The sequence below is a fragment of the Roseivivax lentus genome (assembly GCF_900156805.1).
In the GTDB taxonomy this organism is placed as follows: domain Bacteria; phylum Pseudomonadota; class Alphaproteobacteria; order Rhodobacterales; family Rhodobacteraceae; genus Roseivivax; species Roseivivax lentus.
This window is the reverse complement of sequence record NZ_FTOQ01000018.1, coordinates 1-19,132: the sequence shown is the minus strand read 5'-3', so window position 1 is coordinate 19,132 and position 19,132 is coordinate 1. Positions and strand designations below refer to the sequence as shown.

General features: G+C 65.7%; 22 protein-coding genes, 1 tRNA gene and 1 riboswitch. Of the genes, 17 read left to right on the top strand and 6 right to left on the bottom strand.

Annotated elements, in window-relative coordinates; all coding sequences use genetic code 11:
• The first annotated feature begins 7 nt into the window (after positions 1 to 7).
• The 6 genes from BW990_RS18375 to metK all read left to right on the top strand — a co-directional run bounded on the left by BW990_RS18375 (position 8) and on the right by metK (position 5,699).
• The gene (locus BW990_RS18375; RefSeq protein ID WP_076450432.1) at positions 8 to 331 is read left to right on the top strand and encodes a hypothetical protein; all 324 of its coding nucleotides are present in this window, start codon (positions 8 to 10) and stop codon (positions 329 to 331) included.
• 156 nt (positions 332 to 487) lie between these two features.
• On the top strand, positions 488 to 1,462 hold the full coding sequence (locus tag BW990_RS18370; RefSeq protein ID WP_076450429.1) for a PhoH family protein: 975 nt from the start codon (positions 488 to 490) through the stop codon (positions 1,460 to 1,462).
• 13 nt (positions 1,463 to 1,475) lie between these two features.
• Complete coding sequence (gene ybeY, locus BW990_RS18365) at positions 1,476 to 1,988, top strand: rRNA maturation RNase YbeY (protein ID WP_076450427.1); 513 nt, start codon at positions 1,476 to 1,478, stop codon at positions 1,986 to 1,988.
• A 27-nt stretch (positions 1,989 to 2,015) separates the two neighbouring features.
• Positions 2,016 to 2,945 carry a transporter associated domain-containing protein gene (locus tag BW990_RS18360; protein WP_076450425.1) on the top strand — a complete coding sequence of 310 codons (930 nt, stop codon included), beginning with the start codon at positions 2,016 to 2,018 and terminating at the stop codon, positions 2,943 to 2,945.
• Positions 2,938 to 4,455 carry an apolipoprotein N-acyltransferase gene (lnt, locus tag BW990_RS18355; RefSeq protein WP_076450423.1) on the top strand — a complete coding sequence of 506 codons (1,518 nt, stop codon included), beginning with the start codon at positions 2,938 to 2,940 and terminating at the stop codon, positions 4,453 to 4,455. Before BW990_RS18360 ends, lnt begins: the two co-directional genes overlap by 8 nt.
• Before the next feature lie 11 nt (positions 4,456 to 4,466).
• A riboswitch (SAM-SAH riboswitch) is annotated at positions 4,467 to 4,514 on the top strand.
• A 6-nt stretch (positions 4,515 to 4,520) separates the two neighbouring features.
• On the top strand, positions 4,521 to 5,699 hold the full coding sequence (metK, locus tag BW990_RS18350) for a methionine adenosyltransferase (protein WP_076450421.1): 1,179 nt from the start codon (positions 4,521 to 4,523) through the stop codon (positions 5,697 to 5,699).
• Positions 5,700 to 5,891: 192 nt separating this feature from the next.
• Here metK and BW990_RS18345 read toward each other — a convergent pair whose 3' ends face one another.
• Together BW990_RS18345 and BW990_RS18340 are read right to left on the bottom strand one after the other, a co-directional pair.
• Positions 5,892 to 6,605: an NUDIX hydrolase gene (locus BW990_RS18345; RefSeq protein ID WP_076450419.1), complete on the bottom strand. Its 714-nt coding sequence runs from the start codon at positions 6,603 to 6,605 to the stop codon at positions 5,892 to 5,894.
• Between the two features lie 52 nt (positions 6,606 to 6,657).
• Positions 6,658 to 7,050: a DUF983 domain-containing protein gene (locus tag BW990_RS18340; RefSeq protein ID WP_076450416.1), complete on the bottom strand. Its 393-nt coding sequence runs from the start codon at positions 7,048 to 7,050 to the stop codon at positions 6,658 to 6,660.
• Positions 7,051 to 7,280: 230 nt separating this feature from the next.
• Between BW990_RS18340 and BW990_RS18335 the strand changes: the two genes are divergently transcribed.
• From BW990_RS18335 to BW990_RS18320, 4 genes are all read left to right on the top strand, one after another.
• Positions 7,281 to 7,769, top strand: a complete 489-nt coding sequence (locus tag BW990_RS18335; protein ID WP_076450414.1) for an EF-hand domain-containing protein — start codon at positions 7,281 to 7,283, stop codon at positions 7,767 to 7,769.
• Positions 7,770 to 7,845: 76 nt separating this feature from the next.
• Entirely contained in the window at positions 7,846 to 8,412 is a 567-nt protein-coding gene (locus tag BW990_RS18330) for a sigma-70 family RNA polymerase sigma factor (protein ID WP_076450552.1), read from the top strand.
• Positions 8,399 to 8,776: a hypothetical protein gene (locus tag BW990_RS18325; RefSeq protein ID WP_076450411.1), complete on the top strand. Its 378-nt coding sequence runs from the start codon at positions 8,399 to 8,401 to the stop codon at positions 8,774 to 8,776. The genes BW990_RS18330 and BW990_RS18325 overlap by 14 nt, the downstream gene beginning before the upstream one ends.
• A 3-nt stretch (positions 8,777 to 8,779) precedes the next feature.
• A complete protein-coding gene (locus BW990_RS18320) occupies positions 8,780 to 9,268 on the top strand; it encodes a periplasmic heavy metal sensor (RefSeq protein WP_076450409.1) in 489 nt (162 codons plus the stop codon).
• Here the strand turns inward: BW990_RS18320 and BW990_RS18315 are convergent.
• Positions 9,220 to 10,704 (bottom strand): diguanylate cyclase, encoded by a 1,485-nt coding sequence (locus tag BW990_RS18315; protein ID WP_083950715.1) that lies wholly within the window; start codon positions 10,702 to 10,704, stop codon positions 9,220 to 9,222. The genes BW990_RS18320 and BW990_RS18315 overlap by 49 nt on opposite strands.
• A 102-nt stretch (positions 10,705 to 10,806) precedes the next feature.
• Here BW990_RS18315 and BW990_RS22365 point away from each other — a divergent pair, with 102 nt between their 5' ends.
• The 5 genes from BW990_RS22365 to BW990_RS18290 all read left to right on the top strand — a co-directional run bounded on the left by BW990_RS22365 (position 10,807) and on the right by BW990_RS18290 (position 13,577).
• Positions 10,807 to 11,091 (top strand): DUF3572 domain-containing protein, encoded by a 285-nt coding sequence (locus BW990_RS22365; RefSeq protein ID WP_076450404.1) that lies wholly within the window; start codon positions 10,807 to 10,809, stop codon positions 11,089 to 11,091.
• Positions 11,082 to 11,789 (top strand): HAD family hydrolase, encoded by a 708-nt coding sequence (locus tag BW990_RS21150; RefSeq protein WP_234990305.1) that lies wholly within the window; start codon positions 11,082 to 11,084, stop codon positions 11,787 to 11,789. The genes BW990_RS22365 and BW990_RS21150 overlap by 10 nt, the downstream gene beginning before the upstream one ends.
• A 68-nt stretch (positions 11,790 to 11,857) precedes the next feature.
• Complete coding sequence (locus BW990_RS18300) at positions 11,858 to 12,448, top strand: heme NO-binding domain-containing protein (protein WP_076450401.1); 591 nt, start codon at positions 11,858 to 11,860, stop codon at positions 12,446 to 12,448.
• On the top strand, positions 12,445 to 13,446 hold the full coding sequence (locus BW990_RS18295; RefSeq protein ID WP_083950713.1) for a GGDEF domain-containing protein: 1,002 nt from the start codon (positions 12,445 to 12,447) through the stop codon (positions 13,444 to 13,446). Before BW990_RS18300 ends, BW990_RS18295 begins: the two co-directional genes overlap by 4 nt.
• A 56-nt stretch (positions 13,447 to 13,502) precedes the next feature.
• Positions 13,503 to 13,577: transfer RNA gene (locus BW990_RS18290), tRNA-Gln, on the top strand.
• Between the two features lie 583 nt (positions 13,578 to 14,160).
• Here BW990_RS18290 and BW990_RS21640 read toward each other — a convergent pair.
• The gene (locus BW990_RS21640; protein WP_143526279.1) at positions 14,161 to 14,934 is read right to left on the bottom strand and encodes a hypothetical protein; all 774 of its coding nucleotides are present in this window, start codon (positions 14,932 to 14,934) and stop codon (positions 14,161 to 14,163) included.
• A gap of 545 nt (positions 14,935 to 15,479) precedes the next feature.
• Here BW990_RS21640 and BW990_RS21145 point away from each other — a divergent pair.
• A complete protein-coding gene (locus BW990_RS21145; protein WP_083950712.1) occupies positions 15,480 to 15,728 on the top strand; it encodes a hotdog family protein in 249 nt (82 codons plus the stop codon).
• Positions 15,728 to 16,111, top strand: coding sequence for a transposase (locus BW990_RS18285; RefSeq protein ID WP_234990304.1), 384 nt, complete (start codon positions 15,728 to 15,730; stop codon positions 16,109 to 16,111). The genes BW990_RS21145 and BW990_RS18285 overlap by 1 nt, the downstream gene beginning before the upstream one ends.
• A gap of 338 nt (positions 16,112 to 16,449) precedes the next feature.
• On the opposite strand, the gene BW990_RS18280 is transcribed toward BW990_RS18285, so the two are convergent.
• Together BW990_RS18280 and BW990_RS18275 are read right to left on the bottom strand one after the other, a co-directional pair.
• Positions 16,450 to 17,235 (bottom strand): hypothetical protein, encoded by a 786-nt coding sequence (locus BW990_RS18280; protein ID WP_076450399.1) that lies wholly within the window; start codon positions 17,233 to 17,235, stop codon positions 16,450 to 16,452.
• Between the two features lie 13 nt (positions 17,236 to 17,248).
• The gene (locus BW990_RS18275; protein WP_076450397.1) at positions 17,249 to 18,427 is read right to left on the bottom strand and encodes an MAC/perforin domain-containing protein; all 1,179 of its coding nucleotides are present in this window, start codon (positions 18,425 to 18,427) and stop codon (positions 17,249 to 17,251) included.
• Positions 18,428 to 19,132 lie beyond the last annotated feature (705 nt).

The window sequence follows — 19,132 nt, the reverse complement described above, 5'->3', positions numbered from 1 at the left end:
GAGGGACATGAACATCACGAAACTCGCCCTGATCGGGCTTGCCGCGGCGTCCCTTTCGGGATGCGAGCTTGCCGACGGGCTCGGCGGCTACGGGCCGGACAAGTCCATCGACCGCGGCATCGATGCCGACGACCTGTCGACCATGCGCGCGGGCATCTGGGTCGATCCCAACGGCTGCGATCACTGGATCATCGACGACGGCGTCGAGGGCTACCTCTCGGCGCGGATCGACAAGTACGGCCGCCCGGTCTGCTCGGGCTCGGCACCGCCGACCGTCGCCACCGGCGATTTCAAGCAGGGCTCCACCTCGATCATCGGCGATCCGCTCTGATTGGCGCCTGCATATCCCAACACCAGCGCCGCGCCGGGGTCGTATCCTTGGCGCGGCGTTTTTATATGCGAAGGCAGGGATGGACGCCGCTTCTGTCTTGCCCATCCGCCCTGCGCTTGAAACAGTGAAGACAGAACCGCAAACACGGAGAGCTGCGTGACGACAGGCACCCTGACCGACGCCTCGATCGAATTTCCCGATAACCGATTGCTTATCGAACTCTGCGGCGAATTTGACCGCAACCTGACCGATATCGAAGGCCGTCTGGGCGTGCAGATCCTGCGCCGCGGCAACCACCTGGCCGTGCATGGCGAACCCGATGCCCAGAAGGAAGCCGTGGAGGTGCTGACCAGCCTCTACAACCGGCTCGAACAGGGCAAGGGTGTGGAGCGCGGCGATATCGACCGCGAGTTCCGCATGAACGCCGAGCCCGCGGCCGAGGACCAGCTCGAGATGTTCTCGGGCGGCACGGTCGAGATCAAGACCCGCAAGAAACTCGTCGAGCCGCGCACCGAGGCGCAGAAGGCCTATGTCCGCGCGCTTTACGACAACGAGCTGGCCTTCGGCATCGGCCCGGCGGGCACCGGCAAGACCTATCTCGCCGTGGCGGTGGGCGTGAACATGTATATCAACGGCATGGTCGACAAGATCATCCTGTCGCGCCCCGCGGTCGAGGCGGGCGAACGGCTGGGCTTCCTGCCGGGTGACATGAAGGACAAGATCGACCCCTACATGCAGCCGCTCTACGACGCGCTGAACGACTTCCTGCCGGGCAAGACGCTGGCCAAGATGATGGAAGAGAAGACCGTCGAGATCGCGCCGCTCGCATTCATGCGGGGCCGGACGCTCGCCAATGCCTTCGTGGTGCTGGACGAGGCGCAGAATGCCACCTCGATGCAGATGAAGATGTTCCTGACCCGCCTGGGCGAGGGCTCGCGCATGGTCATCACCGGCGATCGCAGCCAGGTCGACCTGCCGCGCGGCGTGCAATCGGGCCTGCGCGACGCGGAGCGGATCCTGACGCAGATCGACCGCATCTCGTTCAACTACTTCACCGCCGCCGATGTGGTGCGGCACCCGCTGGTGGCGGCGATCATCAACGCCTACGACAAGGACGCCGAGAGCGCGTGAGCCGGGCCGCGCGATGCTGACCGAGACGATCCTCGAGGATGCGGGCTGGGAAGCGCTCGATCTGCCGGCGCGCGCCGAGGCGGCGGCGCGGGCGGCGCTGATCGCGCTCGATCTCGATCCCGACGCCTTCGAGATCGCGGTTCTGGGCTGCGACGATGCCCGCATCGCCACGCTGAACGCCGATTTCCGCGGCAAGCCGCAGCCCACCAACGTGCTGAGCTGGCCCGAGGAGGATCTCTCTCCGGACGAGCCGGGCGCGCCGCCCCTGCGCCCCGAGACCGAGGGCCCGGAGCCGCATTTCCTCGGCGATATCGCCATCGCCCGCGAGACCTGCCTCGCGGAGGCGCGCGAACAGCGCCTTTCCGCCGATCACCATGTCACGCATTTGATCGTTCATGGTGTGTTGCATCTGCTAGGCTATGACCACGTGCGTGATGCCGACGCCACATTGATGGAGGCGTTGGAGACGCGGATACTTGGACAAATGGGCATTCAGGACCCATATACGGCGGACAGGGCCCTCTAGGGACCCAAGGAAAGGACGGAACAAGAAATGGGCGACAGCGACGCATCGTCTAATGCAGCGCAAGGCGCGCAAGCAGACGACGCAGAAGACAGGCCGGGATTTTTCCGCTGGCTCTTCGAGGGCATGGGCGGGACCTCCGACGAGGACGGGACAGACGGACAGGCAACCCCGGTCATGGCGCGACAGACGCATGGCCTCGCCAATCTGCGGCGGATGCGCGTCGACGACGTCTCCATCCCGAAGGCCGATATCGTCGCCGTTCCCGACTCGATCACCAAGGACGAATTGGTGAAGGTGTTCCGCGATACCGGCCTCACCCGGCTTCCGGTCTACTCCGGCACGCTCGATACCCCCATCGGCATGGCGCATCTGAAGGATTTCGCGCTCATGCACGGCTTCAACGGCAAGGGCACGCGCTTCAATCTCAAGAAGATGCTGCGGCCGCTTCTCTTCGTGCCGCCCTCCATGCCCATCGGGGTGCTGCTGACCAAGATGCAGACCGAGCGCCGGCACATGGCGCTGGTGATCGACGAATATGGCGGCGTCGACGGCCTCGTCACGATCGAGGACCTCATTGAACAGGTCATCGGCGAGATCGAGGACGAACACGACACCGAGGAAGGCAAGAACTGGCGGCTTGAGAAACCCGGCTGCTATCTGGTGCTCGCCAAGACCCAGCTTGAGGAATTCGAGGCGGAGATCGGCCTCGACCTGACCGAGGACGAGGAAATCGACGGCGAGGAGATCGAGACGCTGGGCGGGCTCGTCTTCGTGCTGGCGGGCCACGTGCCCGCCCGGGGCGAGGTGGTGCCGCATCCCGCGGGCCTCGAATTCGAGGTGGTGGAAGCCGATCCGCGCCGGATCAAGCGGCTGCGCGTGCGCATGCCGGGCGCCCAGGGCACCGCCGTCGCCGCCAGCGTGCGCGCACAAGGGGCGCAGACCGGTCAGAATGGCTGAGACGACCCTCGACGCCGAAACGCCGAGCCAGGCCAAGCTCGCGGGCGGCGCGCTGTTTCTGGGGCTGATCTTCGCGACCGGTCAGGCGCCCTTCGACCTGTGGTATCTGGCACTTGTGGCGCTGGGCGGCGCGCTCTGGCTGATCCGCGCGGCCGCCACGCCCCGGCAGGCAGGCTGGACCGCCTGGGCCTTCGGCGCGGGCTATTTCGGATTTTCCATGAGCTGGCTGGTGGAGCCTTTCCTTGTTGATGCGGCGGTCACGGGCTGGATGGCGCCCTTCGCGCTGGTGCTTGCGGCGGGGGGCTTCGCGCTCTTCTGGGCCTGGCCCGCCTGGGTCGCCGCGCGGTTTTCGGCGCCCTGGCTGATCGTGCCGCTCTGGGCGCTGTCGGAACTCGCCCGGGCCTACATGCTGACGGGCTTTCCCTGGGGCATGGTGGGCTACGTGCTGGCGCCCACGACCGCCGTGCAATGGCTGGCCTGGATCGGGCCGCACGGGCTCAACCTGTTGCTCCTCGCGCTGGTGGCGCTGACGGTCAGCGCGCTCGGGCAGCGCGATTGGCGCGCCGGGCTTGCGGCCTGCCTCGGGGCGGCGATGCTCTTTGGCATCGGCTGGGCAAGGATCGCGCCGCCCGCGCCCGAAGAGGGCCGCCCGGTGATTCGTCTTGTGCAGCCGAACGCCCCGCAGGCCGAGAAATGGCTGCCCGGCCGCGCGCAGATGTTCTTCGAACGGCAGATTCGCGCCACCGCGGCCGGGCCGCAGCCGGACCTGATCCTGTGGCCGGAAACCGCGCTGCCGATGCTTCTGAACCATGCGGGCGAGGCGCTGCGCATCGTCTCGGACGCCGCGGGACCGGTGCCCGTGCTGATCGGCATCCAGCGCGCCGAAGCGGACCGCTACTACAATTCCTCGGTGCTGATCGGCCCGGACGGGGCGGTGCGCGACACTTATGACAAGCATCACCTCGTGCCGTTCGGGGAATACATGCCCGCCGCGTGGCTGTTCCGGCATATCGAGGTCTCGGGCCTCGCGCAGCGCGCCGAATACGGCTATTCCGCGGGGCCGGGCCCGCGGCTGATCGATCTCGGCGATCTCGGCACGGCGCTGCCGCTGATCTGCTACGAGGCGGTCTTTCCGCAGGATGTCGGCGGGGCGCCCGCGCGCGCGGACATGATCCTGCAGATGACCAACGATGCGTGGTTCGGGCAATGGTCCGGGCCCTACCAGCACCTCATGCAGGCCCGGCTGCGTGCTATCGAGCAGGGGCTGCCGGTGATGCGGGCGGCCAATACCGGCGTGTCGGCGGTGATCGACGGGCAGGGCCGCATCACCGCGCGGCTGGGCCTCGGCCTGTCCGGGCACGTGGATGCCGCGATCCCGCCGCCCTTGCCGCCGACGCTTTACAGCCGCACCGGCGACTGGCCGATCCTGTTGTGTCTTCTCGGGCTCGTGGCGCTGGGCGTCGCCTCTCTGCGGCGCAATCCGATTGACGGCACCGGGCTGCGCGGATAACTCGACCTTATTCCCTGTCACAACGGCTTCCTGGCGTGACAGCAGACCCTAATGGAGCACTTCCCATGGCCCGTAACGATTATATCTTCACCTCCGAGTCCGTCTCCGAGGGGCATCCCGACAAGGTGTGCGACCGGATTTCGGACGCGATCCTCGATGCGCTTCTGGCGGAAGACCCGCTGGCGCGCGTCGCCTGCGAGACCTTCGCCACCACCAACCGCGTCGTCATCGGCGGCGAGGTCGGGCTGACCGACCAGGCCAAGCTCGCCGAGTATATGGGCCGCATTCCCGACATCGCCCGCGACTGCATCCGCGACATCGGCTACGAGCAGGACAAGTTCCACTGGAACACCTGCGAGATCACCAACCTGCTGCACGAGCAATCGGCGCATATCGCGCAAGGTGTCACCGGCGAGCGCGGCGACGAGGGCGCGGGCGACCAGGGCATCATGTTCGGCTATGCCACGAACGAGACCGACGCGCTGATGCCGGCGCCGATCCTGTTCAGCCACGCGATCCTGCGGCGGCTGGCCGAGGTGCGCAAATCGGGCGAAGAGCCGCTTCTGCGGCCCGACGCCAAGACCCAGCTCTCGGTGCGCTACGAGAACGGCAAGCCGGTGGGGGTCACGCAGATCGTGCTCTCGACGCAGCACGCCGATGACAGCCAGAGCTCCGACGATATCCGCGCCATCGTGGAGCCCTATATCCGCGACGTGCTGCCCGACGGCTGGATCGACGCCTCCACGGAATGGTGGGTGAACCCCACCGGCACCTTCGTGATCGGGGGGCCCGACGGCGATGCGGGTCTCACGGGCCGCAAGATCATCGTCGACACCTATGGCGGCGCGGCGCCCCATGGCGGCGGCGCGTTTTCCGGCAAGGATCCGACCAAGGTCGACCGCTCGGCGGCCTATGCGGCGCGGTACCTGGCGAAGAACGTGGTGGCGGCAGGGCTCGCGGAGCGCTGCACGATCCAGCTCTCCTACGCGATCGGTGTCGCGAAGCCCCTGTCCATCTATTGCGACACGTTCGGCACCGGCGAGGTGGAGCCGGCGGCGATCGAGAAGGCCATCCCGAAGGTCATGGACCTCACCCCGCGCGGCATCCGCACGCATCTCGACCTGAACCGGCCGATCTATGCGCGCACGGCGGCCTATGGGCATTTCGGGCGCGATCCGGAAGCCGATGGCGGGTTTTCGTGGGAACGCACGGATCTGGCCGAGGCGCTCGCTCGCGAGACCTGATCGCGGCGCGGTTTGAGGCCTTGGCGGGGCGCGGGTCATCGCCGTTAAGCTTGCGTCCATGACGCGCCTGGAAAGCGAGGGGGCTGTCTGCCCCCTCGCGCTCCCCCGAGAGGTATTTCCGGTCCGGTCGTGACAGGGGCGCGGCGCGTCGTTGCGGACATTCGGCGCGGGCGGCAAACGCCGTGGCGCATCTCAGATCAGCCGTTCGCCGCGCAGCCGCAGGAACAGGCTTTCCTCGTCATCGTTGCGGAAGAACGGCACCGAGACGGGTGGCGCGGGATCGGCGGCGCGGGCCGCGATCTCGGCCAGGACCACTTCGGTGATGAAGGGCATGTCGAGCGCGCGGACCTCGTCGAGCGCGACCCAGCGCAGATGCGACAGCTCATCCGAGGCGGCGCTGAAATCGTCCGGGTCGGAGGCCAGCGCCTCGGCATCGGCGAGGAAGAACCGCGCGTCGAAGCGGCGCGGCCTGCCGGGGGGCGTGATCGCGCGGAACACGAATTGCAGCGCTTCCGCCGAGGGCCGGTGCCCGGTCGCCGCGAAGGCGCGCCAATCGGCGGGCGGGTCCGGCCAGTCCGCCGGGGTGCCGAGGATCTGCCCGGTCTCTTCGAACAATTCGCGAATCGCGGTCAGCGGAAGCGCGCGGGCGGGCTCCGGCGCGCTGTCTTCCTGCAGCCGGTCCCGGCAGATCGCGGGCAGCTCGCCCGCCAGCGGCACGCGGGCATCGCCGGGATCGCGGGCACCGCCGGGAAAGACGAATTTCGACGGCATGAACACGGCCTTGGCGCCGCGCTGGCCCATCAGCACATGGGGCCGCGTCGCCCGGTCGCGCAGCACGATCACCGTCGCGGCGTCGCGCAGGGCGGATTTGTCTTGCGGCGCCCCGGCCGCGGCGTGCTCCGTCATGCTTTCCCCTGCCATGATGCGCCTCGGCGCCCGGGCGGCACGGAGGCGCACGTCACGTGGTGTCGCCGCCGAAACCGTGCATGCCGCGCGCCCATTGGAACGCGACGATGGCCCCTTTCAATCGGGGCAGAAGGTAGAGGGAAAGGCCGATACAGCCAACCGCAAAGATGGTGAAGAGGACCAGCGGTTCGGGCCGCCATGTCTCGAACACGATCAGCAGCAGCGGCGCCATCAGGTGGCCGACGATCAGGATCGTCAGGTAGGCCGGGCCGTCATCCGCGCGGTGGTGATGCAGCGCCTCGCGGCAGACCGGACAGCGGTCGCGCACCTTCAGGTAGCCCGACAGAAGCGGACCGGTGCCGCAATTGGGACAGCGCCTGCGCCAGCCCTTGATGAGGGCGGGCCAGGTTGCGCGGGCCTCGATCGTCTCGTCGGCGGATGCCATGGGAACTCCGGAGTCGTGTCGGGCGGAATATGAACCCCGGCCGCCGACGTTTGAAGGGCGCAGTGTGTCCTTGCGGCTGGATGTCGCGCGCGCGCCGGCGGAGTTTTTCCGGCCGCGCCGAAGAAAATTCGACGGAATCCGCCGAGTGGCGCGTGAAAGGGTCATGCATCGGGACGAAGCGCCGAACGGGCCTTCCGGGCCGCGATGCAACGGACAGACAGGAGTTCACCATGATCCACGGCACCTTCACTACCAGTCTTCTCATCGCGGCTCTTGCGGGCGGCGCGGCCTTCGCGCATCCGCCGGAGATGCGCGGCGCGGACGGCCTCCGGGGCCCGAGCTTCGAGATGCTCGATGCCGATGCGGACGGGCAATTGACCGAAGCCGAACTCGCTGCACAGGCCGCGGCGCGATTCGCCGAACGCGACAGCGACGGGGACGGGCAATTGAGCGTCGCGGAGATCCTGGCCCACCGGCAGGCCGCGCAGGCGGAGCGCATCGCGCGGCGGATCGCGCGCCTCGACCAGAACGGCGACGGTGCGCTCAGCTATGCCGAGATCACCGCCTGGCGCGATCCGGCGGCGATGTTCGACCGGCTCGACGCGGATGCCGATGGCGCCGTCAGCGCCGAGGAATTCGCGGCGCTCGAAAAGCGGCGTGGCGGGCGCGGCCATGGCCGTCCGGGCCACGGGCAGGGCCCCGGCGCGCGGCAGGACTGAGCCGGTCCGCGCCCTTGTCGCGCATGGCGGGGCGCGCTAACGGCTGGAAGATCGGGCGGCTGCGGTGGCGCTGGACATGAATGGCGAGGAAAGCGACGACGCGCTTCTGGCGCGGCTCGCCGCAGGCGATGCGGCGGCGGCACGGGTCCTCAGCCTGCGGCTCGCGCCGCGCGTCTTCGCCCATGCCCACCGTCTTCTGTCGGACCGGGCCGAGGCCGAGGACGTGACGCAGGAGGCGCTCTTGCGGCTCTGGCGGCAGGCGCCGGCCTGGCGCGCGGGCGAGGCCAAGGTGCGCACCTGGCTCTACCGCGTCACCGCGAATCTCTGCATCGACCGGCTGCGCAAGCTGCGCGATACCGGGCTCGAGGCGGCACCCGAGATCGCCGATGACCGCCCCGGGGCGGCCGAGGCGATGGATGCGCGGGCACGTGCCTCGGCCCTGCAGGCGGCGCTGGCCACGCTGCCCGACCGTCAGCGGCAGGCGGTGGTGCTCAGGCATCTCGAAGGCTGCGACACGCGCGAGGTCGCGCGGATCATGGACATCGGACCGCGGGCGGCGGAAAGTCTGATCGCCCGCGGCCGCCGTGCCCTAGAGGCGCGGCTGGCCGGACGACGCGAGGAGTTGGGATATGGCGAAGACTGAACGCGGGCAGAAGCGGGACGACCCGCTCGAGCGCTATTTCGAGGCGGGCCGGAACGCGCCCGAACGCCCGGATCCGGCCTTCCTCGCGCGGCTGGCGGAGCAGGCGGCGGGGATGGCGGCCGATCACCGCAACCGGGAGGCACGGCCGCTTCGGGGCACGGCGCTGGGTCAGATCCGGGAGGCGCTGGGCGGCTGGCCCGCGCTGTCGGGACTGGCGGCGGCGGGGCTTGCGGGCCTCTGGATCGGGATCGCCGGCCCCGGCCCCATCGCCGATCCGCTGGCGGTGCTCTGGACCGGCGCGGAGAATGCGGCGGGCAGCACGCTCTTCGGCACCGATTTCGCGACCGTGCTGGAGGAGGGCTGAGCCATGGCCGAAAGCCCCCAAACGCCCCGGACTCCGGACACGCCGCGCGGGCAGCCGCGCACGCCGCGCCTCGTGAAGGCGGTGCTCTTCGTGTCGGTCGCGCTCAATCTCGTGATCGTCGGGTTGATCGCGGGCCTCTGGATCGACAAGGGGCCGCCGCGGCGCGATGGCGGCCCGGCGGGCATCGCCTTCCTGCAGGCGCTTGCGCCCGAGGACCGGCGTCGGCTCGTGCTCGAATTCGGGCAGACCCGCGAGCGGGGCCGCGGCGTGGTCACGCCGGAGGCCACCCGCGCGCTGGAGGTCCTGCGCCGCACGCCCTTCGACAGCGCGGCCTTCGCGGCGGCGCTCGAGGCCGAGACGGCGCGCAACGCCGCGCGGCGCGCAGCGGGGCAGGCGGCGCTGGTGGCACGGGTCGCGGCCATGTCGGAGGCCGAGCGGCGCGCCTATGCGGATCGTTTGGAAGTAAGGCTCGCCGGCCAGAAGCGGCGCTGAAGGCTGCGGCGCGCATCGGCGGAGATCATGAAGCGCGCACCGTCCTTGTTGGCGGCGGGTGTGGCGAAGTGCCAGCGCGAGCGCCCCTCGGCCTTGGCGCGGTACAGGGCCCGGTCGGCCTCGGCCAGAAGCTGCGAGCCCGAGGGCGCATCGGTGGGTTGTCCCGGGCCCATGGCGATCCCGATACTGACCGAGACCGCGATATCGGTGTCGCCCGGCGCCAGCGTGACCGGCCGGCCGGCAAGCGCGGCCATCAGCCGCCTCGCGGTCGCTTCGGCATAATCGCGATCGGCATCGGGCAGCAGGATGAGAAACTCCTCGCCGCCCAGCCGCGCGATCACGTCGACGCCCCGCAGCTGCGATTGCAGGCGCTTCGCCACGCTGCGCAGCACCGCGTCGCCGGTCATGTGGCCGTGGCGGTCGTTCACCCGCTTGAAGTGATCGAGATCGGCGATCATCACGCAGCAGCTGTCGCCCGTGGCCGCTGCGGTCGCGACCATCTGGTCGAGATTGGGCAAGGCGTAGCGGCGGTTCCAGAGCCCGGTCAGCGGATCGACAAGGGCCGCCTGCAGACCGGTCTGCATGCGCAGGCGATGCGCTTCGGCGGCACGGCGCCGCGTGATCAGACGCTCGCACCAGGCCACCAGCTCCTCGGGGCAGCAATCCCAGAGGACCGCGTCGTCGGCCCCGAGATCGAGCGCGCGCGCCGCCTCCGCGGTCTGCCCGGGCGCCGCGCCGTAGAGAATGGCGGCGTGCCGGGTTCGGCCGTGGGCGCGCAATTCGCTGAGCAGCGCGAGGGTGCGCGCCTCGTGCCGGGGCGCGCCGAAGAGCAGGTAGAGATCGGTCGCCGCCCCGTCGCTGTCGCGGCGCAGGATGTCCTCGGGCGTCTTGCGGACGAAGCGCCCGCGCCAGACCCGTTCGAGCGCGCCGACAAGCGCCGAGGGCAGGGCGGTCGGATCGGGATGGATCAGCGTCAGGCGCCCGCCGGTGCGATAGGGCAGGGCCGCCTCGGCGAGGCCGAGCGCACGGTCCGCATCCTCGCGCAGCCGCGAGTCGCGGTCGTTGTCGATGGCGCGGAAGATGCAGCGAAGCCGGGCGAGAAGGTATTCATGGTCGAGCGGCAGGGACATGACATCCTCGACCCCCGCGGCAATCGCGCTGTGCCGTGCCTGTGCGCAGCTCTTGGCCTGCAGGAACACGCAGCGGATCTGTTCGCCCGGCAGCACGCCGCGCAGCCGCGTCACGAAACGCGCGGGATCGTTGCCGGGCAGGGAATCGCCGAAGATCACCACGTTGGGCCGGAACACTCGGGCGAGCCGCAACGCTTCCTCCGCGCTTTCGGCCTGTTCGGTCTCATAATAGGCGCAGGTGAGCTTCACCCGCAGCAGGGCACGGGTCGTCGGCTGGGCATCGACGATCATGATCCGTCCTGGCATTGATGCGCTCCGACCGTTGCGTGGCGGCACGGACGGGATGTCCGTTGCCTGTCGCCCATCTTTATGATGGATGGTTAAGAAACTCTTTCCAATTTGGTGAAAATGATCCTTTCACGAACAAATGCCGAGGTGATCGGCCTCAAGGCGGTGGGGTGGCTGGCCGGAAACGACACGCTCCTGCCGGTGTTTCTCGGCGCGACCGGCGCGGACGAGGCGCAGTTCCGCGGCGCGTTCGGCGATCCGGACTTCCAGGCCTCGGTGCTCGACTTCCTCTTGATGGACGATGCCTGGATCGCGGCCTTCTGCGATGCCGAGGGGCTGGATTATTCCGCGCCCATGGCGGCCCGCGCCGTCCTGCCCGGCGGCGAGGCCGTGCATTGGACCTGAGCGCCCGCGTCGGGATCTCGGCGATCCTCTTCGACAAGGACGGCACGCTGTTCGATTTCCGCGCTACCTGGGACGGCTGGGCGCGTGAGGTGATCACCGAACTCGCGGGCGGGGATGAAGGCCGCCGCGCCGCGCTGGCGGACGCCGTGCGCTACGACCTCTCGACGGGCCGCTTCGCCGCCGACAGCCCGGTGATCGCGGGCAGCAACGACGAGGTCGCGGCGCTCTTCGCCGAGTGCCTGCCCGGGCGCGAGGCGCCGGAGATCGCGCGCGCGCTGTCCGATGCCGCAGCCGCCGCCACGCTGGTGCCGCCCGTGGCGCTCGCTCCCTGCCTCGGCGGCCTGCGCGACCGGGGCCTGCGGCTGGGCGTCATGACCAACGATGCCGAGGCCGTGGCCCATGCGCATCTCGCCACGGCGGGCATCGGCGGCTTCTTCGATTTCGTCGCGGGCTGCGATTCGGGCTTTGGGGCGAAACCCGATCCGGCCCCGCTTCTGGCCTTCGCCGAGGCGGTCGGCGCGGCGCCCGGCGCGATCGCGATGGTGGGCGACAGCACCCATGATCTGCTGGCCGCCGCGGCGGCGGGCATGGTGCCGGTGGCGGTGCTGACCGGCCCCGCGGAGCACGCCGAACTCGCGCCCCATGCCGCGGTCGTGCTGCCCGATATCGGCCATCTGGAAGGCTGGCTCTGGCCCTGACCGGCGGGCATTCGGACAAAATTAACGCATATGGCCTAGGTGTTGCCTCCGGAAATCCGGAGACCGGCATGCACGGGCTGATAAACGCGACACTGCAATTCTTCGTCGAGGATAATTACGGCGCGGATCGCTGGGCCGCGGTGGCGCGCCGCGCCGGGCTGAAGACCGCGATGTTCGAGACCATGCTGGTCTACGAGGACACGGTCACCAATGCCGTCGTCCGCGCCATAGCACAGGAATTCGCGCGCCCGCCGGAAGCGGTGCTCGAGGATGTGGGCATCTATCTCGTGACCCATCCCAAGCGGCAGGCGCTGCGCCGGCTCCTGCGGTTTTCCGGGACCGATTTCCGCGATTTTCTCTATGCGCTCGACGATCTGCCGGACCGCATGCGCCTGGCCGTGCCCGACCTGCGTCTGCCCTCGATCGCGGTCAGCGACCTGGGCGGCGACCGGTTCGAGATATCCTGCCGGTCGCCCTTTCCGGGCGCGGGATGCGTGTTGATGGGGCTCCTGCGCGCCATGGCCGACGATTACGGCGCCCTCGTGGTGCTCGATCATCACGCCGATGACGCGGGCTGCGATGTCTTCCGGGTCACGCTCGTGAAGGAGGCCTTCATGCCCGGTCGCGCCTTCGATCTCGTCGCGGGGGAAGGCGCGTGACTGCCGCGGTGTCGCCCTCCGCGATCGACGCGCTTTGTCCGATGCATGTGCAGATCGGTCCGGACGGGTCGGTCCTGCATGCGGGCCCCACCATCCGCAAGGTTCTGGGCGATCTCGAGGGACGCGCGCTCTTCGATATCCTGCGGGTGGAACGGCCCGCGGGGATCGCCTCCCTGGCGGACTTGCGCAAGCGTGCCGGGCGCAAGCTGCACGTGACCGCCTTCGTGGCACCGCACACGCCGCTTGTGGGCCACGCAGTGTGCGAGGTCGATGGCGGCGCGCTGCTCGACCTCGGCTTCGGGATCGGCGTGGCCGATGCGGTCCGCCGCCACGGCATCACCGGCTCGGACGTGGCACCCACCGATCTCACCATGGAGATCCTGTTCCTGATCGAGGCGCAGGGCGTCGCGATGACCGCCTCGCGCATGCTGAACCTGAAGCTGCAATCCGCGCGCATCGCCGCCGAGGCCGAGGCGGCGACGGACAAGCTCACCGGGCTTGCCAATCGCCGTGCGCTGGAGCTGACGCTCGACGCGCTGATCGAGGACGAGGCGGCCTTCGGGCTCATCCATCTCGATCTCGATCACTTCAAGCAGGTGAACGATACCCATGGCCATGCGGCGGGCGACATCATGCTCTGCGAGGTGGCCGCGACGCTGACCGGAACCATCCGCCCGCATGATATCGCCGCGCGGATCGGCGGCGATGAGTTCCTGCTGATCTTTCCCAATCTCAGCGACGCGCTGCAACTCGCCGCGCTCTGCGACCGGCTGATCGAGAAGATCACGATTGCGAATTGCGAGGCCGTGCCCGACGCCCGGGTATCGGCCAGCGCCGGCATCGCGATCTGGGCCGGCGGACCCGGCGCCGATCCGGCCGAAATGATCGCCCGCGCGGACCGCGCGCTCTACGCGTCGAAAAGGGCCGGACGCAGCCGCGCGACCCTCGCATGGGCCGATCTGGACAGCCCGCCCCCGCGAACCGGAACCGCCCCATGATTTTTGAACCTCGGGTCTTGATCCCGATGCGGGGAAGCCGTATGCACCCGCGCAGTTGGGGTGTAGCCAAGCGGTAAGGCAGCGGTTTTTGGTACCGTGTACCGTAGGTTCGAATCCTACCACCCCAGCCATCCACTCGCTCCGCTCGTGAAGTCTTGTGCTACTAGGCAGCTTCGGTTCCGTCGGAGTTCGGACTGCCCCAAGGGGTGCCCCAGCGGGTATGACGGGTAGCTGATCAACCTGTCCAGCGAGGCTGTGCCACGCTACAGCATGTCGAAGTCCACGCCATAGGCCGCCGCCTCCCAGTCGTCGCGCTTGTTTCGGCACCTGTGCAAACCTCCAACCCGTTGCGATTGATTAAGAAAGCGCCGCCTAGCGCGCACTGATCATCGGTGGGTGCTTAGCTTGGGGTTTCGGTATATGGCGCTCCGAACGTGGCGTTCGCGTATCGCTCAGACTGCCCGTGACCGAGGATGGTCTCGGTGTGATGCGCGTTCCGGCGCAGGTTTCGGGACAACGAAAGCGCCCCGCCGGACAAGTTTGCGCATATCTCACGGGCATCTTGCTGACCTGTCCGGCATTCGTGTTGGAGGTATCCAGCCCCGGGTCAAACGACCTCGCCGTCATGGGCACTACGATGAATGCCGCTCGAAAGACGCCTATGCCCAAAGTGCTTCTGGTCTGACCACGCGGCGCGGAGGGCGTGAGCCGCATCTACTGCTTCAAGCGGACCATGCGCATGCCTTCGGAGCGCAACTCGAACGGGAAACGGTTCTTGGCGTAGACGCCGTGCTTGAAGTTTATCTTCTGCGATCGGTCGATCTTGGGAGTGTTCATTCGGATACCGGAGACGCTTTTGTAGACACCAGCTGGTAAATCCGGCGAATACTGCCCCTGGATGGCGGGGCGTCCGTCGACCAGCACCGACACCGAGAATGATCCATGTCCATCCAGATCGAGAAGGATCTGCAGCAGGTGTTTCGTCCCATCACGTTTCAAAACCTGTTTTCGCTGGTAATTGGCCGTCACCAGCTCGTTCTGAATGCAATGGTCTTCACCCTTGCCGGCGACTTTGTAGTGACTGCGTAGAGCGACGCGATTGTCCGAGCCCCATTCCACCTTGAGTGGCGGAGCACATGCTTTCCGAGCATCATGCATCTGAAATACATCGAATTTTTGGCTGGAGGGGCTCGTCAGGGAGACCGTCGTCTCGAAGAGATATCTACCTTGTAGGTTGCGACTGTACTTCCGCGAGAAGATCTCGGTTCGCTGGTCCCAGCCCCAAGGTGTGTGACCGTCACAATGATTGCTGCTGGGTCGGAAAATATAGGTTTTGCCCTGTTTGGTCAGAGCTCCGCGATCCGCTCCGCAGGATACCTTCCACCCGGATATCTGGCCAGGATTGCTCGATTGTGCGGCGGCGGGCTGGCAAAGGGCGGCTACCAGAGACAGAACAAGAGCACTTTTCAAAAACACGTCCCGAACCATTGTAAATATCCTTGTTACTCAACCGGGTTTCGCACGTCCGAAAGATACACGATTTCCGTCGAATCGTCACGAAGCGCCGCACTTCTTCACTCGAGGATCAATCGAGGCGCCTGTGCCACGCTACAGCATGTCGAAGTCCACGCCGTAGGCCGCTACCTCCCAGTCGTCGCGCTTGTTGTCGGCCCTTGTCCTGATCTCCAGATGCTCAGGGTTGATGCAGACTCCAGCGAGCTTGCAAGAGTTTGAGGCCGACACTTGTCCTTCGCGAAGTCAATGACCGTTGTCAGCCCAGAAGCGGACGTGTCACGAAACGAAAGGACCTGTCAGAGCGGACCTTCAGGCCGAGATGGTCAGGTGACCGTTGTGCGGACTTTCCGGACCTTCACTTTGTTACGAACTCTGTTCAGACAAAGAGTGGGCACCTATGCGTTGTGCCACGCACGCAAAAATTTTTTCGCGATTGAGTATTCATACTTTGGAGTAGGTTTGAACGATCGGCAACTCACTTTCTAGTTGTCAGCGCAGCCGCCAGGCGAGGATAAGAAATGAAGTTGATCTTTTTTGATGAGATCGAAGTGCCATCTCGCTTGCAAGGACCGAGTCAAACCATCGACCTGCAGGAAATGATTGATTTTGCAGAAGTCTGGGACCCGCTCCCAATCCATCTCGATGAAGATTTTGCTCGAGAATACGGAGGTATAACGGCATCTGGACCATATCCGCTCGCATACCGCATCCGCCTAGACAAGGCCGTGAAGAGTAAAGCCAAGGCCATCCCGTGGCGCGTTGTCTGATGACGATCCCTGGCGTCGGTCCGGTCAATGCGCTCAGCTTCATCGCCCTTGTTGATGATCCGACCCGGTTCAGCCGCGGGTCCGATGTCGGCGCGTTTTTCGGCCTCACGCCGAAGCGGCACCAATCCGGTGAAATCGACTGGTCAGGTCGTGTCTCCAAATGCGGTGACAGCGCGATGCGCGGGCTGCAGTTTGAGGCGGCATCCTGCGTCATTCGCCAGGTTAAACGCTTCTCGACCTTGAAGAGCTGGGCCGTGCGTCTCGCCGGACGACGCGGGTTCCGCAAGGCTGCGGTGGCAACGGCCCGCAAGATCGCCGTTCTCATGCTGACACTCTGGAAGAACGGAACAGACTATCAATGGACGAAGGAGGCCACTGCCTGATCTGGATTCTCGCCGAAGAGGCGGGAAAGCGAAGTCACTACGGGACGGAGGTGTCAATCTCGTAAAAACGGTTGGGACACGGCCCCGTGCCGTTCACCCAGCAAACGACATCGGAGACGATCCGCAGCCGAACACCATCATGAGGCCCGAGACCCGCGACCTCGGAGAGAACCATGGCCCCGGAAGGACAGCCTGCTCACCCGCTTGACAAAGCCGCAATCAAAGAACCGTTTTTGACCAATCAATGATCCGGACTTACAGAATTGCGATCTGTCACAGCTGCGTAGGACTGGGGATGATATGTCACCCCAGCCTGGCGACACCTGGGCACCGCGCTGCTAGTCCAATGGTCCGCACAGATGCGTTGCCGTTCCTGCTTCAATTCGAGCCTTCAATTCCTCTCGGGTTAAGCCGGCGAGATCGCCTGCGAAAGAGCCCGCGCAGACCCGGCCTTCGATCATGAAGTCGGGAACGTTGGCACAGAGTAGGTTCGGAAAGCTCTCGCACACCTCTTGCGGAGATGTGTCGACCGTTTCAATCGGGAGTGAGTCGTCGATTGCATAGATCGACACGCGCCGATTTATGGCGCGGTTGGCGCGAGCGGTTGCGTTGCTTGAATTGACCATGTTGTCTACCAACGGGCAGGAATTGCCCTTGCCGTCGAAGATCAGTGTCACGTCAGAGCCCAAAACCTCGCCGCAAAAGGCGTCGTCATTGTCGATCTCGTCCCGGTGCACAGTGAAAGAAGTCAGACCATGGGTTTCCAGGGACGCAGCCAGCATTTCGGCAATGGTCTCTCCCCGGGTCTCGGCGCGCCGGTCGTATTCGTTGGCGGAGATGTTGCGGAAGGACGAGGCGTGGCCGACTAGACGCAAGCAGATGATTGGCTGAGCATCGCTGTGGCTGTCGGCTATCCGCCGTGCGATTTCCCCAATCTGCGACCGTTGCTCGACAGTCGTGTCCGTCTGGTGGGCGGGGAAATCGTTGATCGTCCAGGTCGGACGCCAGGAGTCGCAGGTCTGCGGGTTGCATTCGGCGATGTCGCAGGCGGCCGCGCCGAGGCTCGGCATGAAAAGTAGGGCAAGGGTGCAAGCGATCGCCCGAACTGAAGATGTCATGGTCATTCGACAGATCCCTTCAATTGCGCCGTGGAATAACTTGGTGAGCGATCACAAGTTGATTGAAATCGACCCGATGATTGCCGCCAGGATCCTGAAAAACTGGCGGCCCGATCTCAAACTCTCTTGGTTCGCGTGGACTTGTGACCGGCGTCTTGCGTTCTGGAAAAACCAGCGACGGCGGCGCGATGTCTTGCGGCAACACGCACAGCTCGCGGTCGCGCGCACAATTGTCAGCAGCACTCGCAATCCGGTTGAGATTGCGGTTGCACTCGTTGAGCGCGTCGCGAAATGTCTGTACATTGAATCGCTGAAAGGCGTCGCGATTCCGCAGGACGAAGTCGATCTGGTTGCGCAGCTCGACCTGTTCCTGAAAATTCTCGCCGAGCTCGTCTAGAAGAGCGCGCGCCACCTGTTCCTGCACAAAGGTCACGTCGTCGCTGGGCAGGGTAAGCTGGTTGAAGGGAGACATCTCAGCCGTGATGGGAACCGCGACCCCGTTGGTCACTTCCTGTTCGAATAGACTGATCTCGGACATCAGTTGGTCGATATTGAAGACCGGGCGAGGCGAGCCGCCGATTGCCATGATGTGCATCTCGATCCGGTCGGTACTGGAGTTGAAGTTCTCAGAGAAATCGTTGGAAGAGTTAACCGAGCCGCCGAGCACATTGCCGATGCGCAGCGACACATCGACGCCCAGCTCCTCCTGTTTTTCTTCGCTCTCGGATTCAATTCGCGCCACGCCGTAGAATACGCCGCCCGACACGATCTGCCTGACGAAATGGCTTCCAAACCGTTCGTGGAACCGTTCGGTCCGCGGCGGCAGCATCGCCAGAAGGTTGTTGCCGTCCTCAATAAGGCGGGCGTTGATCAGCCTCCGTGGCCGACGCATGATAGCGATGCGTAGCAAGATGTTGGTAGACTGGCTAGAAACCGAGACGCGTTCGCGGAAATCGATCTGTGCTTTGGCTCCGAAATTGAGCGTCCGCACGCTGGCTCCGGCGGAAATCGCCATGGATTTGGCCAAGTCCGAGGAGCTGGTTACCATTCCAAAATGAAAATCTGTGGAAAGGTTTCCGCTGGCATCGTCATCCATGCCGATGTCACCAATGGCGGCAACTGATCTAAGGTCGAATGTGGCCTCGTTGTAGCCAACGCCAAGCATTGCGCCGACAGGGGCATCGATTGTAAAAGTCACAGCAACTACCTCCCTTAGGGTGAAATCATACCATTTTTCGTAGCGCTCTTGTAAAAAACCTGCGTCACCATTCTAAGCGACAAGTTTCAGCTGCTTGAACGCTGTCGAAAAAGTAGCCTAATCATTGAACCAGAAACTCTCCGGTAAACCCGGGGCGTGTGTGGATGCCCCCTGTTTGACAAGCATTATTTGCAATTTGTCGGCGGGGTCTTCGATCAGACGTGTATCAGGCCTCAGGATGTGGCCTTCGATGACGCCACGGGCCGGTATGCTGTTCGGATGGCTGGGTTCACATCGGTTCAAAGAGCTGCAAGCGCTCGAGCCCCGGGTCTGAATCTCCCTGCCATGAACTTCGAAGGCCGTGTCGCCTACTCCTCGTCGATCGCTCACTCCGGCCTTGCGGCCATGCCGTGCCTACCTTCATCCAAAGCCGACATTGATGCAGACGCAGCGAAAGAGCGCTCCGTCCGCGAAGCTGTCATCGGTGCCCCAGAACTCGGTGCAGCCGCACGGAACGACCGCTTTTCCTTCTGCGGCGCAGCTGGCGGCTTCGGTCGATCAGATTGCTGCATCTGTGAGCGTCAGCACTTGAGCACCTCCGCTTCGGGCTTATTCCGTTGAAAAACCCGCGCTTGATCGAGGGCCGTGGTGCTGATTCAATTCCGCCGATGGGTGGGAGGATTGGCGATGATGGGACCGAGGAAG

Bases quoted from the DNA above. Each gene is read 5' to 3' on its own strand.
- BW990_RS18375 (WP_076450432.1), top strand. From the start codon at position 8: ATGAACATCACGAAACTCGCCCTGATCGGGCTTGCCGCGGCGTCCCTT.
- ybeY (WP_076450427.1), top strand. From the start codon at position 1,476: ATGCTGACCGAGACGATCCTCGAGGATGCGGGCTGGGAAGCGCTCGAT.
- BW990_RS18360 (WP_076450425.1), top strand. From the start codon at position 2,016: ATGGGCGACAGCGACGCATCGTCTAATGCAGCGCAAGGCGCGCAAGCA.
- lnt (WP_076450423.1), top strand. From the start codon at position 2,938: ATGGCTGAGACGACCCTCGACGCCGAAACGCCGAGCCAGGCCAAGCTC.
- metK (WP_076450421.1), top strand. From the start codon at position 4,521: ATGGCCCGTAACGATTATATCTTCACCTCCGAGTCCGTCTCCGAGGGG.
- BW990_RS18345 (WP_076450419.1), bottom strand. From the start codon at position 6,605: ATGACGGAGCACGCCGCGGCCGGGGCGCCGCAAGACAAATCCGCCCTG.
- BW990_RS18340 (WP_076450416.1), bottom strand. From the start codon at position 7,050: ATGGCATCCGCCGACGAGACGATCGAGGCCCGCGCAACCTGGCCCGCC.
- BW990_RS18335 (WP_076450414.1), top strand. From the start codon at position 7,281: ATGATCCACGGCACCTTCACTACCAGTCTTCTCATCGCGGCTCTTGCG.
- BW990_RS18330 (WP_076450552.1), top strand. From the start codon at position 7,846: ATGAATGGCGAGGAAAGCGACGACGCGCTTCTGGCGCGGCTCGCCGCA.
- BW990_RS18325 (WP_076450411.1), top strand. From the start codon at position 8,399: ATGGCGAAGACTGAACGCGGGCAGAAGCGGGACGACCCGCTCGAGCGC.
- BW990_RS18320 (WP_076450409.1), top strand. From the start codon at position 8,780: ATGGCCGAAAGCCCCCAAACGCCCCGGACTCCGGACACGCCGCGCGGG.
- BW990_RS18315 (WP_083950715.1), bottom strand. From the start codon at position 10,704: ATGCCAGGACGGATCATGATCGTCGATGCCCAGCCGACGACCCGTGCC.
- BW990_RS22365 (WP_076450404.1), top strand. From the start codon at position 10,807: ATGATCCTTTCACGAACAAATGCCGAGGTGATCGGCCTCAAGGCGGTG.
- BW990_RS18300 (WP_076450401.1), top strand. From the start codon at position 11,858: ATGCACGGGCTGATAAACGCGACACTGCAATTCTTCGTCGAGGATAAT.
- BW990_RS21640 (WP_143526279.1), bottom strand. From the start codon at position 14,934: ATGGTTCGGGACGTGTTTTTGAAAAGTGCTCTTGTTCTGTCTCTGGTA.
- BW990_RS21145 (WP_083950712.1), top strand. From the start codon at position 15,480: ATGAAGTTGATCTTTTTTGATGAGATCGAAGTGCCATCTCGCTTGCAA.
- BW990_RS18285 (WP_234990304.1), top strand. From the start codon at position 15,728: ATGACGATCCCTGGCGTCGGTCCGGTCAATGCGCTCAGCTTCATCGCC.
- BW990_RS18280 (WP_076450399.1), bottom strand. From the start codon at position 17,235: ATGACCATGACATCTTCAGTTCGGGCGATCGCTTGCACCCTTGCCCTA.